Annotated in this window: 15 protein-coding genes; 1 reads left to right on the top strand and 14 read right to left on the bottom strand. The window is 36.5% G+C overall.

Annotation, left to right across the window (positions count from 1 at the left end; all coding sequences use genetic code 11):
* Positions 1–52: 52 nt before the first annotated feature.
* From QGM71_RS02945 to prsW, 10 genes are all read right to left on the bottom strand, one after another.
* Positions 53–238 carry a capping complex subunit for YIEGIA gene (locus tag QGM71_RS02945; protein ID WP_327606014.1) on the bottom strand — a complete coding sequence of 62 codons (186 nt, stop codon included), beginning with the start codon at positions 236–238 and terminating at the stop codon, positions 53–55.
* Complete coding sequence (locus tag QGM71_RS02940; RefSeq protein WP_327606013.1) at positions 238–1,131, bottom strand: YIEGIA family protein; 894 nt, start codon at positions 1,129–1,131, stop codon at positions 238–240. The genes QGM71_RS02945 and QGM71_RS02940 overlap by 1 nt, the downstream gene beginning before the upstream one ends.
* Positions 1,124–1,729, bottom strand: a complete 606-nt coding sequence (locus QGM71_RS02935; protein ID WP_327606012.1) for a YphA family membrane protein — start codon at positions 1,727–1,729, stop codon at positions 1,124–1,126. The genes QGM71_RS02940 and QGM71_RS02935 overlap by 8 nt, the downstream gene beginning before the upstream one ends.
* Positions 1,730–2,033: 304 nt before the next feature.
* Positions 2,034–3,164, bottom strand: a complete 1,131-nt coding sequence (gene rpsA, locus QGM71_RS02930) for a 30S ribosomal protein S1 (RefSeq protein WP_327606011.1) — start codon at positions 3,162–3,164, stop codon at positions 2,034–2,036.
* A 149-nt stretch (positions 3,165–3,313) separates the two neighbouring features.
* A complete protein-coding gene (locus QGM71_RS02925) occupies positions 3,314–3,919 on the bottom strand; it encodes a lysophospholipid acyltransferase family protein (protein WP_327606010.1) in 606 nt (201 codons plus the stop codon).
* A 39-nt stretch (positions 3,920–3,958) separates the two neighbouring features.
* Entirely contained in the window at positions 3,959–4,639 is a 681-nt protein-coding gene (gene cmk / locus QGM71_RS02920) for a (d)CMP kinase (protein ID WP_327606009.1), read from the bottom strand.
* 985 nt (positions 4,640–5,624) lie between these two features.
* Positions 5,625–6,281 carry a flagellar brake protein gene (locus QGM71_RS02915; RefSeq protein ID WP_327606008.1) on the bottom strand — a complete coding sequence of 219 codons (657 nt, stop codon included), beginning with the start codon at positions 6,279–6,281 and terminating at the stop codon, positions 5,625–5,627.
* Between the two features lie 122 nt (positions 6,282–6,403).
* The gene (gene ypeB / locus QGM71_RS02910) at positions 6,404–7,750 is read right to left on the bottom strand and encodes a germination protein YpeB (protein WP_327606007.1); all 1,347 of its coding nucleotides are present in this window, start codon (positions 7,748–7,750) and stop codon (positions 6,404–6,406) included.
* 15 nt (positions 7,751–7,765) lie between these two features.
* Positions 7,766–8,617, bottom strand: a complete 852-nt coding sequence (gene sleB / locus QGM71_RS02905) for a spore cortex-lytic enzyme (protein ID WP_327606006.1) — start codon at positions 8,615–8,617, stop codon at positions 7,766–7,768.
* 144 nt (positions 8,618–8,761) lie between these two features.
* A complete protein-coding gene (gene prsW / locus QGM71_RS02900) occupies positions 8,762–9,442 on the bottom strand; it encodes a glutamic-type intramembrane protease PrsW (RefSeq protein WP_327606005.1) in 681 nt (226 codons plus the stop codon).
* An 87-nt stretch (positions 9,443–9,529) separates the two neighbouring features.
* Here prsW and QGM71_RS02895 point away from each other — a divergent pair, with 87 nt between their 5' ends.
* A complete protein-coding gene (locus QGM71_RS02895) occupies positions 9,530–10,501 on the top strand; it encodes an asparaginase (protein ID WP_327606004.1) in 972 nt (323 codons plus the stop codon).
* A gap of 258 nt (positions 10,502–10,759) precedes the next feature.
* Here QGM71_RS02895 and QGM71_RS02890 read toward each other — a convergent pair whose 3' ends face one another.
* The 4 genes from QGM71_RS02890 to QGM71_RS02875 all read right to left on the bottom strand — a co-directional run bounded on the left by QGM71_RS02890 (position 10,760) and on the right by QGM71_RS02875 (position 14,868).
* The gene (locus tag QGM71_RS02890; protein ID WP_327606003.1) at positions 10,760–11,737 is read right to left on the bottom strand and encodes a YpdA family putative bacillithiol disulfide reductase; all 978 of its coding nucleotides are present in this window, start codon (positions 11,735–11,737) and stop codon (positions 10,760–10,762) included.
* A 121-nt stretch (positions 11,738–11,858) separates the two neighbouring features.
* Positions 11,859–13,139: a Glu/Leu/Phe/Val family dehydrogenase gene (locus tag QGM71_RS02885; RefSeq protein WP_327606002.1), complete on the bottom strand. Its 1,281-nt coding sequence runs from the start codon at positions 13,137–13,139 to the stop codon at positions 11,859–11,861.
* A gap of 143 nt (positions 13,140–13,282) precedes the next feature.
* Positions 13,283–14,206, bottom strand: a complete 924-nt coding sequence (locus QGM71_RS02880) for a D-alanine--D-alanine ligase (protein ID WP_327606001.1) — start codon at positions 14,204–14,206, stop codon at positions 13,283–13,285.
* An 80-nt stretch (positions 14,207–14,286) separates the two neighbouring features.
* The gene (locus QGM71_RS02875) at positions 14,287–14,868 is read right to left on the bottom strand and encodes a genetic competence negative regulator (RefSeq protein ID WP_327606000.1); all 582 of its coding nucleotides are present in this window, start codon (positions 14,866–14,868) and stop codon (positions 14,287–14,289) included.
* Between the last annotated feature and the right edge of the window lie 51 nt (positions 14,869–14,919).

Raw genomic sequence — 14,919 nt, 5'->3', positions numbered from 1 at the left:
TTGCCTTAACATTAACTAATTCTAGCAAAAGTTACACCTATTAACAATATTTTTAGTGCTTTACAATTATAAATAATTCCTCGCTCAACGCATGTGCTATACCATCGATTATTGCTTCCAGGTTTGCAGCTATCTTTTCCAGCTCTTCTTTATCATCGCAAATAAATATAGGTGCACCACCAGCTATCTTTGCATCATTAGTAGTTATGACCGCCAAAATTGCTTTTTCAATATTCACTAGCTTTTTTTCCTCCTTCTATGTGTTTTGGATTTGGATGGCATTCTAATTGCTGTTTCCAAAACTGGTACAGAACCAATTATTTGAATTGCTTTGCTTTTTTCCCGAATCTGTGGCAATAAGAATACGCCTATCCGACCATCATCTAAGTCACGTTTTATTAATGGGGTCAATGCTGGTGTTCCAGAATCCCGAAACACACCCAGGGAAATAGACACATCATGCAATATAGCCTGTCTCTGACCTAAGTTGCCTATAGTTGTTATAACATCCATACTTTTAGGAACTAATACAAATCCCATGCCGTATTTAAGTATTTCTTCTTGTCTTTCTTGCAAACCGATATTCATAATATAAATATTATCTATATAAAGTCCAGACCCTTCAAAGTGAACAGGATGGTACTCGATATCTACAATATCTTTTATAGTTGAACCGCTCATTAGCTTTTTGGCCACTATCAATCCTATCACACCACCTAATACAGCGAAGTACACATTCCATATAATATAAAATAACGTGACCAAAAAAGCAGTAAATATAACGAGGTAATTTCTGCTTTCAAAAGAGATTGCAATTCCTTCTATGTAGGTTTTCCCTCGAGAAACCAATTCAAATTCATCCACTTCTGTCAATGTATTCCTCTCCATGTTACGAACCTCTCTAAATTGAGTCGCAGCTAATGTTAAAAAGGTTACAGCTGTAAACTCCATTTCCATAATAGCCGGGACGGCAACTGCACCTAGGGACGCAGCTATAAAACCCAAAGATAAATGAATGACTTTTCCATGTAAATAAGTTGGATATTGTCTATAATCTGTTCGCAGCATCATCATTCTGGCTATGGTACCAATTGCCACACCAAAAACTATTGGAAGTGTATATTCATTCATTACGCCACCTCACCAATCCTTTATAGTTCTCCATAAATAAAAATAACTTGTTTTTCCCATTATGTAGTATGTCTAATATAGCTAGAATTACTATGATAAAAAATAAACTGTCGAAAAAATGCATTTCTCCTATAGACTCTTGAAATCCGTAACCGAATAATGTAAGGCTGTAAATCATTTCACCACCGCAGACACCCAATAAGCAGATGCTTAATCTACCGTATAATGATTTTTCCAATAAAATGATTGTGAGAGTAAGTATTAGAGGTATTTGAATATGTCGTGGCAGAATCATCCATACCGGGGCGTTTTTTTCCCACATTAAAATGGCCGCATATCCAATCGTTATCGTGTAAGAAGAAATTAAATGGTACATAAGATTAGGAAGCTTTATGAGTAATATTATTGAACCTCCAAGTATGATTAGAAATGCAACTGAAATAGAATAACTCTCAAGCGTTATATAAAATCTCGAAAAGCTTATGGAAAGTAATATCCAACAAGCAAAAAATAATCTTTTTTTAGTTTTTTTCATGAAAAATGTAATGAGAACCCAAATAATCCAACTAGTCCAATAAAAAAAAATACCACTAACCAATACGTCACCACCTACCATTAGCATTATTGCTTAAAACAAAAAAACTATACTTGTGAGAGTATCCTCAGTTTAATGAACAAGGAAAGTATTCCCGGTTTTAGTTGGCCTTCCCTATCTGTAACGTAATCGATGTTGAGTTAGATTACGGCGGTGAAGGAAGCCTCGCTAGTCCCTAGGCGCTTGTGTTGGACCTGTCTAGATAGCTTAGTTTGCTATCTACAGGCCTCAAATCATAGTTTTCTACAAAATAAAAAAGGTTCTATCTCAAAATTACTGAGAAAGAACCTTGTCTTTGTTTTTGTGTTTATTTATATTTATCTAACTTGTTACCAATAAAGTCACCAATTTGGAAGCCTGAATGCTCGTCATCTTTAGCATATTGTTTAAATTCTTTAGCTTCCTGTTCTTGTTCAAGTTCTTTAATACTTAAAGAGATACGCTCTTCTTTTTCATTCACATCCAATACCTTTACCTTTACTTGCTGACCGACTTCCAATACTTCTTGTGGAGTACCAATATGGCGGTTTGCGATTTGTGATATATGAACCAAGCCTTCTACCCCATCCGATACTTCAACAAACGCTCCGAAATTAACCAGCCTTTTAACGGTACCTTCCAGTGTATCCCCGCTTGAGATTCGATCATCTATATTAGCCCAGGGTCCAGCAAGTGTCTTTTTGTGAGATAATGAAATTCGTTCATTGTCTAGATCAACCGATAACACTTCAACCTTAATTTTCTCACCTTCTGTTACTACATCAGAAGCTTTTTCTACGTGTTTATGGGCTAATTGTGATATATGAACAAGACCATCAACGCCTCCAATATCTACAAAAACTCCAAAGTTTGTAATACGCTGCACGGTACCTTCCAGCACTTGTCCTTCCTCTAAAGACTGCAGGACAGATTGCTTTTGGCTGCTGGCTTCTTCTTCAACTACTGCACGGTGTGAAAGAATAATTCTATTTTGATCTTTGTTCAGATCAACAATTTTTACGGATAATAACTTATTTTTATATTCCGTAAAATCATCTACGAAATAAGTTTCAACCAGTGAAGCTGGAATGAATCCACGTACTCCAACATCTACAACTAATCCGCCTTTAACAACTTCCTTTACTTCTGTTTCAAAAACTTCTTCATTATTATATTTTTTCTCCAATTCGACCCATGCTTTTTCTGCATCAATCGCTTTTTTAGAAAGAATAACCTCATCCTCATCTACTTTCTTCACTTTTAGCGTAAGACTGTCGCCTTCTTTAACGACATCGCTCGTCAGTTCAACATGAAGACTTGATAACTCACTAATTGGTAATATTCCTTCTGATTTATACCCAATATCAACAAGAACCTGTTTTTCTGCCACTTTAACAACTGTTCCGGTTACCGTGTCTCCAACTTGTACTTCTGTTAACTCATTGTTAGTTTCACTCATATCCATAGCCCTCCTAATGCAATTCGAAAAGTTTAGATCATCTTATACCTTCTATAATAACAATCTAACATTTTTGCGTTGGTACCCTAATACTACTAAATGTTAATGAATAAATACAATCTTCTTTTAATAACTTCTAATAATTCTAATTATTTGTCAAGTAAAGTAGTTTTTGCTTCATGGTTTTCAATAAGTGTCTTGATCTCCAGCATTATTGCATCTGCTGCTTCCTTTGCAGAGGCTTTAGAGTTGCGATAGTGTTCTATGTTCATTGGCTTCCCATAAACTACATGAAGCCTTCTGAAGGGTTTGTAAGGACCTATTATCGCGCAGGGAACAATTAATGCATTAGAGCGTAACGCAAAGAAACCAGCACCTGCTAATGGATCACCTAATTCTCCAGTTTTACTTCTGGTACCTTCTGGAAAAAGACCCAGCGTTTCATTTTTTTCAAGAATCTCAAGTCCCTTTCTTAGCGCATTGCGGTCTCTCATACCTCTTTTCACAGGAAAAGCTTGTATACCTACTAGTAATTTACCCATAAACCGTTTTTCAAACAGTTCCCCTTTAGCCATAAAATGAATGTCTCTTGGTGAGGTTATTCCTACCACTGGGGGATCTAAGTTGGAAATGTGATTAGAACATATGATGACCGGGCCCTGCTTAGGTATGTTTTCTTTTCCATATACCCTGATTCGATAAAGAGGGTAAAAGATAATTGCTACTAGGTTTTTTGCTATTTTATATAGGCTCATATCAAATCTCCTTTGACAAATCCAGATTAGTGCTTTGATTTATTCTTTACGAGTACTAGCTACTTCCTTTAAAATCAGTTGTGCGACATCCTGTATTGATAGTGATGTTGTATCTATCTCTATCGCATCTGTTGCCTTTATTAAAGGTGCTGTCTCCCTTTGTGAATCAAGAAGGTCTCTTTGCTCTATTTCTTCTTTTAATTTTTCCAGATTAGAATGAAAACCCTTCTTAGTGTTTTCTTCATACCTTCGTTTAGCTCGTTCTTCCACAGTGGCGATTAGAAAGATCTTCACTTCAGCGTCTGGCAGGACATGAGTCCCAATGTCTCTTCCATCCATAACTACGCCGCGTTTATCTGCTAATATCTGTTGTCTTTTCACCATCTCTTTACGAATACGAGGGTGTTTTGCAACGTAAGAAACACTATTTGTAACACTTTGAGAACGTATTTCAGCTGTAACATCAATGCTGTTCACCAAAACGAGTTGTCCATTCTCACTCTGCTCTAATTCAATTGTTGTATTTGTGAGTAATTCAATTAAAGGTTCTTCGTTATCTAAATCCAATTTATTCTCTATTGCCTTTAGTGTTAAAGCGCGATACATTGCTCCAGTATCGATATAAATATAAGATAATTTTTCTGCTACTATTTTTGCAACCGTACTTTTACCAGCTGCAGCTGGACCATCTATTGCGATTGCTATTGCACTTTTATTCATTAATGCTGTTCATTCCTCTCATAACCTCTAAAGATAGGTACTATATACTTCATTTAAAAAACTTGGCGTATGCCAAGTTATTAACGTATGCCAAGTTATTAACGTATGCTTATATAAATAATAACATAATCAGTGAACTGCCTGCCACTTTTGATTTGACTAAGCCAGTTTGCAGAATCTCTGTAAGAATTGTAAACTCATATCCCAGTAGACTTTCGAATTATATATTGTATAGCCATCCTGTTACGATTATTTGTTAAAAATCTTCGCTTACTTTGAACAGGAAACTATTCCTATGTGCTCTGTTAATAAGGCTTTTTTCTAAAAGATCGTTGCTATTCAACGATAAGTAATACTTGATTTAAAAGACGAAGTAATGAAAATTTAAATTCTGCTGTTATTGAGTGTGGCTTTCTCACCCCGCTACGGAAAATACACTTCGCTAGGTATTGTGCAGTGTTATGAAAAATTCACTTAATGCTTTATAAATTTCGCTGTGGACAGTCGACTCTTGCGGAAAGCAACATTTCTTTTCGGTGGAGCGAACCAAAGGTGCAGTCCCAAAGCTTTTTGGGAGAAGAGTAATCACAGTCCCAAGTCCCAACTGAAGACCCCGCAGTAAAGCTTCGGCAATATTAAATCGCACGAAGAAAATGCAGATGTATTTTAAATGAGTCTTGCATTTCCACAGCTAGAAAATCAGGAAATCTCTATTAGCGAAGGCAGAATACGCAGACTCCTATGGGAACAGCACGTGTCCGAAGACCCCGGAAGAAGCGTTCTTTACTTCTGAGGAGGCTAAGGCCGTGCCCATGGAAAGCGAAGTGTTCTGACGGAGCGAATTGAAGCACTCCACCATCATCAGAAAGAGAAAAAGTGTCATGAAAGAGAATTTTCATTACTTCGTCTTTTATTTATTTTGTGCACTTAATTATGTGAAGAGGACTTTTAATAAAAGTTATCTTGTGTAAGGTTGGGTGTTGCACTAAATTGATAATTCCTTTTTTCTCGTTTCACGTTGCTTTTCAAAGCAATATCGTATGATGGTTTGTTGCGCCTGTTTCGTAATATCAGTAAATTTTAACGAGGCAGTTTGAATCGTATTATTTATTGATTTCAATAGTACAACTTCAGCCTCAGCGGTGATATATTTATATTGACCTGAATGCATATGAAGCACAATCCACATAGTTACTTTACTGCCCTCTTCCAGTGTTCTTCCCCTGGGGATTATAATCGATACACCACCGCCACTGATGTCAGATGTCACAGTCACTATAGGTGCGATAGAGTTAGTTGCACTATGTATGGCTACATCAATAGCTGTATCAATTCTTACAAATTCTCTCCGCTGAATTCGTTGAACTTTATCATCGTCAGGCAATGGAATAGCCAAAGCGGGAACGACTAATTTAACCTTTTTAACAATCTCTGTACGGAAATTATAAATGGATTGGTCATTTCCTATATACGTAGCTGATAGTTTTGTCCCTTTTGATAAATATGCTGTTTTCTTTGTTTCAGTATCGATTGGATAATCGATAAATAAGTATTTTTCATTTTTTTCGATAACCTTACAGCGGTATTTAATTGTTTGTTGAGCTTTTTTAAATTCTAAGGTAAGCAATGTACCTATTTTCATAAATAGTCCCCCCTTAAGTTACTACTATTACCATTGACATATCCGTTTTATAAATTCATATCGCGTTACTATAGTCCTATTATTACAGAAAAGTCAAAAAAGGGAAAGACTTTTGTCCCTCCCTAAAAACCTCCTGCAAAATTTATTTCTGTACCATTCAATTTTTCTACTTTTTCTTCACTTCCATCCATTGCGTTAATAAAGATTCGATATGTTTCATTATCAAGTACACCTAAGAACTCGTACACCAATACCTCTTCACCTAAATCATTGTCAATTACAGCTAAAAATTCTTCTTGAATATCAACGTTTGGATTGACCATTTCCTTAGCATCCGATTCGGAAATATCTGGTTCAGGAATATCTCTATCCGTATGATTCATAAAATAGTTGCTGGCAGTAAATCCTAGGATATCTCCATTATCCAATGCTACTTTTACTTCCATTGCATCTGAATAAATACGGATTTCATCTTCGTTGTGTAAAAATGAGTAATGCCCAGTGTTATTATATTCACTACTTTGAAAAAGTGTCATATTTTCAAAGTCCTGCTCTTTAATATATTCTTCCGCCTTTTCCAATCCTTCGTTCAAACTGATCTCTTTGTCGTTAATGGGTCTGTTTACCAGGACGGTGAGTGGATGGCCACCTTTTTTCGACATATCCATATAAGCGCTTTTTTCGTCATTTCGATAAGAAATGCTATATAACGGGATATCAGATCCATCGCCGCTCTCTGTAATTGTTACATCTTCTTGATTTTTAACATTAAATATTTCTCTGCCTTTCGTTAATGCTTCCTCTTTACTGATTTCATCTCCAGTTAAGAATTTATATTCGTGTTCTTTCGTAGAAGAGGTTCCAATTAATGCTGTGTTAGCATTAGCCTCAGAAAAGCCATCCACCGTTTTCTCCACTGTTTTAAAACCATCAACAATTGAATTAGTAACTGGTTCATCTTCATTTGCTAATGCAACTTGTACATCCATCCAACGTAAATTGTTTTCCAAAACGATATGCTGAACTTGTCTTAATTCGTCTTTAATTTCACCTGATTGCTTGTATAAATTCTCCAGTGATTTAGTTTCTTCCTCAGATAGAGGGTCCGATTCTAAATCTCTTACCGCTGTTCGATATGTGAAATCTCCAATATTGGAAAGAAACTCTTCCGTCTTATTGAATGGAAGTAATCCTAGTGGAAGCTGACCAACATCAGCGAGTGATTCAGACGTTAAGCGCCATATGTCCACTAATTGTGGCGACAACCTTTGTGTAGAGTTCATTGCCAGGGCTGTACCGATCTTATCATGTAATAGATCAATATGATAAGAGAGGTCATGAAATGAGCGTTGGTACGTGTTTTCTGCTTGAATAAGAATTGCATTCTTCTCCTGGCGCTCTTGATAACCCCAAACGCCCGTTCCAATAATTCCAATAGTTAGTACTCCAATTACTATCCACCGTATCATTTACATCACACCTTTCTAATGACAAAATATATGTTTTCCGATTTTTTTGATTTGTGGTCTTGTCCAAATCCAACCAGATGTAGCGGTATCAGGATTAAAATAGTACTCTGCATTACCACTTGGGTCCCAACCATTTATTGCATCCAATACTGCCTCTCTTGCAGTATCATCGGGTGTTAGCCAAATTTGTCCATCGGCAACTGCAGTAAAAGCACGTGGCTCAAAAATGACCCCTGATGCAGTATTGGGAAATGTTGGACTTTCAATACGATTTAAAATAACCGCAGCAACTGCTACTTGCCCGACATATGGTTCTCCTCTTGCCTCACCGTATACAGCATTGGCCATTAACTGAATATCGTTTTGGGAATATCCTTGAGGAACATTAACAGATGTGTTTGTAGCCGCTTCTGTTTCACCAGTTTGGTCTTCTCCTGCTTCACCTCTCCCCGTATCCTTCGCTGGTGCGGGGCCGGTTTGTTTTTGCTTATCCACTCCACCATAGTGTGTGAACCTTCTCCCTTGATTAATTTGTTCTTTAACAAAATTCTCATCATAATTACTTGCTTGTACTAATTTCTGCTTTGTAGTCTCTCCAGCTAAACCATCTATTTCCATACCAAACTCATATTGAAAATTACGTAAAGCCCAATAGGTACCCCAGCCGAATACACCATCAATTTTTCCATTGTAAAAACCCAGATATTGTAACCTGGCTTGTAATTCAATTACATCCTCACCCACTGCACCTTGCTGGATCACTTGCCCACTAAAAGCATTAACTGACTTGGGCGATTGTGAATCCAGAAGTCCTGCAAACAAGAAACATAGTATTAAAAACAAAAGAGACAGTCTTCTATAGTTCATCCTATTTCCTCCTGGTTTCCATTGTATTGTTTGTACTACCTATTTTTTGAATAAAAGTCTTTTTTATTCATGATTATCAAATGTCTTTAATATAAGTAAATAATTCCAGCAAAAAACCCTTCCATATTTGTTTATATAGAAGGGTTATGCTTGCCTTTTATTTTTTTTATAAATAGTATTAGAATTAACAGGTTCGTTAGCTTTTTTGACCCGTTGCAGTCCTAACACCCATAAACCAATCATGAAAGGAATCAGTAAAAATAACCATCCACTTGTAATGGCTTTTAAAATATAATTGTAGATTCCATGTAAGAGGAAAGGGATTATAAATGCATATGCTATATTTCTTTTTTTATAGAAATCATTCGTTTTAGCCTTACCAAAGTAATATCCCATAATAACTCCAAACAGAGCATGTGATGAAACAGGAAATAAAGCTCTTGAGAATGCATATTCAATACCATTAGTAAATAAATACAAGATATTTTCTACTGTGGCAAATCCAAGGCTGATCGCCACCGCATATACGATACCATCATAATGTGCATCAAATTCAGAATGATGATAAATAGCGTAAATAAAAATAAACCATTTGAAAAACTCTTCAGGTAAAGAAACGATAAAGAACGAGTGAATAAAAGTACTGGTATGTAAAAACTCTGCAGTTAAAACGTATTGTATAAACATTATTGGAAATACAAATAATGCTCCCAACAAAAAAGTTCTTATAATTAATGGTATTGGTTCAGTAATACGATCTTTTAAATAAAAAAAAGACATTAATGCTAATGTGGGTGCTACTCCCGCTGATAATATAGCAAACATGGCTAACTCTACCTCTTTCCAAATTCAATACAATCATCGTATCATTAAGTAATAACATTGAAAATAGCTAAAAAGCAGGTGACAAAAATGAAAGATATATTAATTATTCATACAGGTGGTACTATATCAATGATCGAAAATAAAGAAACCGGAGAGGTTAATACGACAAATACACATCCCCTGACTGATTTATCTTTCCATTTTAAAGCATATGGAAATACGGAAGAGATTATTGTGTATTCATTACCATCACCCCAGATTACACCACATCATATGTTAAATCTTGCCTTAAAGATAGAAGAATTGATACATTCATATGATGGTATAATAGTTACTCATGGTACGGACACCTTAGAAGAAACAGCTTACTTTCTTGATCTCGTACTTAAAACCGAAAAACCCGTTATTATCACAGGAGCAATGAGATCAAGTAATGAGATTGGCTCAGATGCACTTTATAACCTGATAAGCTCCCTCAGAGTTGCTGTAGAAGATGAAGCATCAAATAAAGGAGTACTTGTTGTAATGAATGATGAGATTCATACTGCTAAAAATGTTACAAAAACATCTACAAGCAATGTGGCGACTTTTCAAAGTCCACAATATGGACCTTTAGGAATAATTACGAAAGAATCTGTCTTTTTTCATCATACGGTAATATCCCGCTATTCCCATCCGATTAAAGAAATATCAAATAAAGTATTCTTACTAAAAGCATATGCTGGGATGGATGATGTTCTGTTAGAGGGGGTTTACCAAGTAAAACCTGATGGATTGGTAATCGAAGGGTTCGGGCAAGGTAATTTACCAATAGAGACCGTAGCACCAATTAGAAAGATGATTAAAGCAAATATCCCCGTAATTCTTGTTTCAAGATGTTATGAAGGAGTAGTACAACCAACTTACGGCTATGAAGGTGGGGGTAAAGACTTAAAAGAAATGGGAGTTATTCTTGCAAACAGCTTAACTGGGCCAAAAGCCAGGATAAAATTGTTAATTGCTCTTGAGGAGACGAATGATTTTCGTAGATTGAATGAAATATTCGAAGATGAGTTTTAAAAGCAGAAAGAGGTTGGGACAAAAAGAGGAATTATTCAGGAAAACCCGAACATTAACGCCTGAGCAAATGTATCGCTTCGGCAAAATACTTCGCTTTTTCGTGGGCACGGCTTCAGCTAACTGTGTGAAGAAGAGCACTTCACACAGTGGATCTTAAGCTCGTGCTGTTCCCACAGGAGTCTGCGTATTTTGCCTACGCTAAGTTCCGATTGTTCGATTTCCATTCTTCCCATTTAGTTATGTCCCAGCCTCTTTCAATTATATATTTTCACTGATAGCTTTAGCTATCAACTGACCATGAAAACGTCCATTTTCTATAAAAATCGCATTATTATTATAACCTGCAGCAACCACACCTGCAATGTAAACGTCAGCCACATTCGTTTCCATAGTTTCTTCATTATAACTGGGTTTCCCATTACTCTCGTCGATTGTAACACCTATATCTGTTAAGAAATTATAGTCCGGCTTGTACCCAGTCATCGCGAAAACAAAGTCATTCTTTATTCGTATATCCTTTCCTTCTACAGAATAACAGACATCTCCCTGTGTTATTTCTAAGACTTCTGAGTTAAAAATCATTTGAACGATATCTTTTTTGACCAATGCATCAAACTCAGGAAGGATCCATGGTTTTATACTAGTTGAATAGTCACTACCACGATAAAGGACTGTGACCCTAGCACCGGCTTTGTGAAGTTCTAGTGTTGCATCTACTGCTGAGTTTTTACCGCCAATTACAACCACGTCCGTATTGTGGTAAGGATGAGCTTCTTTAAAATAATGCATTACCTTATCTAAGTTCTCCCCTGGTACATTAATATAATTCGGTTGGTCATAATATCCCGTGGCAACAATTATATGTTCTGCTATGTATGATTTCTCATCAGTTGTACTTTTCTTGGTTTTAATAAGAAAGGTTCCTTCCTCTTTCTGTATATTTATTACCCTTTCAAAAGTGTTAATCCGTAGACCTTTACGCTCCGCTACAGCTCGGTAATAGGCTAATGCCTGATTTCTTACTGGTTTCTGTTTCTCCGTAATAAAAGGCATATCACCAATCTCAAGCTTTTCACTCGAGCTGAAGAACATTTGGTGAGTCGGATAATTATAAATCGAGTTTACTATATTCTCTTTTTCAATAATTAGTGGGTCAATCCCATGTTTCTGTAATTCAATAGCGCAGGACATTCCGCAGGGTCCCGCCCCAATTATTATGACTTTTTCATTTAGCATCTATCTACACTTCCTTTAATTAATGATAACTTTTACACAGCTATTAGACACGAAAAAACTCTTATCTAACTATACATGATAAGAGTTTTTTCGTCATATATTCTGTTTTACTTAGTTCAGTTTAAACCCAACCACGGAATCTTGAAGCTTCAGCCATTTTTCTAACTCCAACCATGTATGCTGCCAGACGCATATCAACCCGTCTTGTTTCAGCAGTGTTAAAGATTGTGTTAAATGCCTTAATCATTATTTCATGAAGTTTTACATCAACTTCTTCTTCAGACCAGTAATAACCTTGATTGTTTTGTACCCATTCAAAGTAGGAAACAGTGACTCCACCTGCAGAAGCTAATACGTCTGGTACTAAGAGGATTCCCCTTTCAGACAAGATCTTTGTACCTTCCATAGTAGTTGGACCATTGGCAGCTTCTACAACAATTCCTGCTTTTATATTATGTGCATTTTCTGCAGTTATTTGATTTTCTACAGCTGCAGGTACTAAAATATCACAATCTAATTCCAACAACTCTTTATTCGTTATGGTATTATTAAAAAGCTTAGTAACCGTACCAAAGCTATCTCTTCTATCTAATAAATAATCAATATCCAGTCCTTCAGGATCATGTAAGCCGCCATACGCATCAGATATACCTACAATCTTAGCGCCAGCATCATGTAAGAATTTCGATAAGAAACTACCAGCGTTCCCAAATCCCTGAACAACTACTCTTGCTCCTTTTACATCGATCCCTTTTTTCTTAGCAGCTTCATTAATACATATTGTAACACCTTTTGCAGTTGCAGACTCTCTCCCGTGTGAACCACCAAGTACGAGTGGTTTACCCGTAATAAAGCCAGGACTATTAAATTCATCAATTCTACTGTATTCATCCATCATCCATGCCATTATTTGTGAGTTTGTAAATACGTCAGGAGCCGGGATGTCTTTAGTCGGACCAACTATTTGGCTAATTGCCCGAACATATCCACGACTGATCCCTTCCAGTTCACGAAATGACATTTCACGAGGATCGCATACAATTCCGCCTTTTCCCCCGCCATAGGGTAAATCTACGATACCAGCCTTTAAGCTCATCCAAATAGATAATGCCTTAACTTCTGTTTCTGTTACATCAGGATGGAATCGAACTCCACCTTTTGTCGGACCCACTGCGTCATTATGTTGTGCACGGTACCCTGTAAATACTTTAATATTACCATCATCCATACGAACAGGAATTCTAACTGTCATCATACGGATCGGGTCTTTTAGAAGTTCAAACACCTCATCCGGATAGCCAAGTCTATCTAATGCTGTTTTTACGACAGTACGAGTTGAATTTAATACGTCCATTTGTTGTTTACTTTCCTTGGTAGAGTCTGCTGCTTTTTCGGCCACCATGAATTTACCTCCTAGAATATCTATAAATATTTAAATATAGCTGTACTCAGTGATTAGTATACACTTTCATAATAATTATGCAATAAAATGAAGCCATTTTTCATATAATTTATTTATATAATGAAAACGGTTTCTTTTTGTGCCTATTTCGTTAACTGTATAAACGTCTCTATCATTTCATCATAACTCAACCCAGTTACTTTTGCTGCGTCTGGAAAAAGACTGGTTGGAGTCATGCCTGGCAACGTGTTGACCTCGAGAATAACGGGTGTATTGTCCTCAGCCAAAATGAAATCCACCCTGGAATATGTTGTACATCCTAATACCTGGTGAGCCAGAACGGCATATGCCTTAATTTTCTTTGTAATCTCAGCGTCCAGTTGTGCAGGAACTATATGCTCGCTTCCACCTGGTGTGTATTTAGATTCATAATCATAATGTGTATTTTTGGGGATAATTTCAATTATTGGCAGAGCTATTTCATTTCCTGTTGAACCTAAAACCGCAACCGTTAATTCTTTTCCTTTAATAAAATCTTCTACCATTATGGTATCATCACTTAAAACTGCTTTTTCAACTGCTTCTTTAGTTTCTATTTTTTGATTCACAATAGTTAACCCCAGTGTTGAACCTTCTCTATTTGGCTTTATAACAAATGGGGGTGTATAAGACGAGTTAATCATGTCTTCTATTTTTGTTGTGCTGAAATCCGCTGTAACTGAATACACGCTACTCTTTGCTGTAGGTATGTTATTCATTTGAAATGTATGCTTAGCCTTAGCTTTATCCATTGCCAATGCTGATGCTAATACACCTGAACCTACGTATGGCAGCTCCATTAAATCCAAAAGTCCCTGGATTCGTCCATCTTCTCCATGTTTCCCATGAAGGCCAATAAATACCATATCAACATCCAGGTTTATTATCTCCTTTAATCTCTTGGGATGGAAATCTATACCGATAACTTCATGACCATTATTTTTTAACGCTGCCATGATACCTTTGCCAGAAGACAACGAAACTTCGCGCTCACCTGAGATACCTCCATATAGTACTGCAATTTTCATATCGTTCACCCCTCTGTTCAGATACTCCTAATAATAATTTTGGTACTCAGATCCATCCCATTATTGATTCCTGTGATGTTTTAATAAAAGTTACTTATAATTTGTTGAACAGCCTTTGTTTTGAATATTACTTTTCCATATTCATAAAGCCGGTACGAGGTAATTATACTTGGATTAGAGTACTCCGACATAACAGCAATAATATCTTCTTTGTTTTTATCTTTGAGGTCTTCATCACTGAATAACATGTAGTAGCGGCCATCCATATAGTATACCTGCCCACCTTCAATTAATAGGGCTGACAAGTACGAGGATACCTGGATAACGTCCTCAAAATCTGCAAAGGAGAATAATAGCTCTCTACTTTCATCCAACGTAACTTTCATCTCAATAAAATCCTCATCCCAATTCATATTATTTTCACATTTCTGTGTTACCACAACATGCATCCCTTGTGCCTGCATTAAGTGAACCTGTACCAGCAACATGCCTTCTAATTCAAAATTCAGCTCCGAACTAGCTTCATACATCATATCACTAAACAAGCTTTGCACACTTGATGCATCATGCCACAAATCTTCCTTGGTAAAACCGCGTTCGATTAAGTCATCAAATGTTAAAAATATCGTAAATTGATTATCGGACACTCTCTCTATACGCATATAGCATCCTCCTTTTAAGCCCTTTGTTTGAATCGAACATAAATCAAGCAT

The sequence above is a fragment of the Virgibacillus tibetensis genome, assembly GCF_036026595.1.
GTDB lineage: Bacteria > Bacillota > Bacilli > Bacillales > Amphibacillaceae > Virgibacillus_P > Virgibacillus_P tibetensis.
The sequence above is the reverse complement of the archived record's forward strand: the minus strand, read 5'-3'. Positions and strand labels throughout refer to the sequence as shown.

Coding starts and splice junctions, on each gene's coding strand:
- QGM71_RS02925 (WP_327606010.1), bottom strand. CDS start 3,919: ATGAGCCTATATAAAATAGCAAAAAACCTAGTAGCAATTATCTTTTAC.
- sleB (WP_327606006.1), bottom strand. CDS start 8,617: ATGAACTATAGAAGACTGTCTCTTTTGTTTTTAATACTATGTTTCTTG.
- QGM71_RS02885 (WP_327606002.1), bottom strand. CDS start 13,139: ATGGTGGCCGAAAAAGCAGCAGACTCTACCAAGGAAAGTAAACAACAA.
- QGM71_RS02880 (WP_327606001.1), bottom strand. CDS start 14,206: ATGAAAATTGCAGTACTATATGGAGGTATCTCAGGTGAGCGCGAAGTT.
- QGM71_RS02875 (WP_327606000.1), bottom strand. CDS start 14,868: ATGCGTATAGAGAGAGTGTCCGATAATCAATTTACGATATTTTTAACA.
- rpsA (WP_327606011.1), bottom strand. CDS start 3,164: ATGAGTGAAACTAACAATGAGTTAACAGAAGTACAAGTTGGAGACACG.
- QGM71_RS02890 (WP_327606003.1), bottom strand. CDS start 11,737: ATGCTAAATGAAAAAGTCATAATAATTGGGGCGGGACCCTGCGGAATG.
- cmk (WP_327606009.1), bottom strand. CDS start 4,639: ATGAATAAAAGTGCAATAGCAATCGCAATAGATGGTCCAGCTGCAGCT.
- QGM71_RS02915 (WP_327606008.1), bottom strand. CDS start 6,281: ATGAAAATAGGTACATTGCTTACCTTAGAATTTAAAAAAGCTCAACAA.
- ypeB (WP_327606007.1), bottom strand. CDS start 7,750: ATGATACGGTGGATAGTAATTGGAGTACTAACTATTGGAATTATTGGA.
- QGM71_RS02895 (WP_327606004.1), top strand. CDS start 9,530: ATGAAAGATATATTAATTATTCATACAGGTGGTACTATATCAATGATC.
- prsW (WP_327606005.1), bottom strand. CDS start 9,442: ATGTTTGCTATATTATCAGCGGGAGTAGCACCCACATTAGCATTAATG.
- QGM71_RS02940 (WP_327606013.1), bottom strand. CDS start 1,131: ATGAATGAATATACACTTCCAATAGTTTTTGGTGTGGCAATTGGTACC.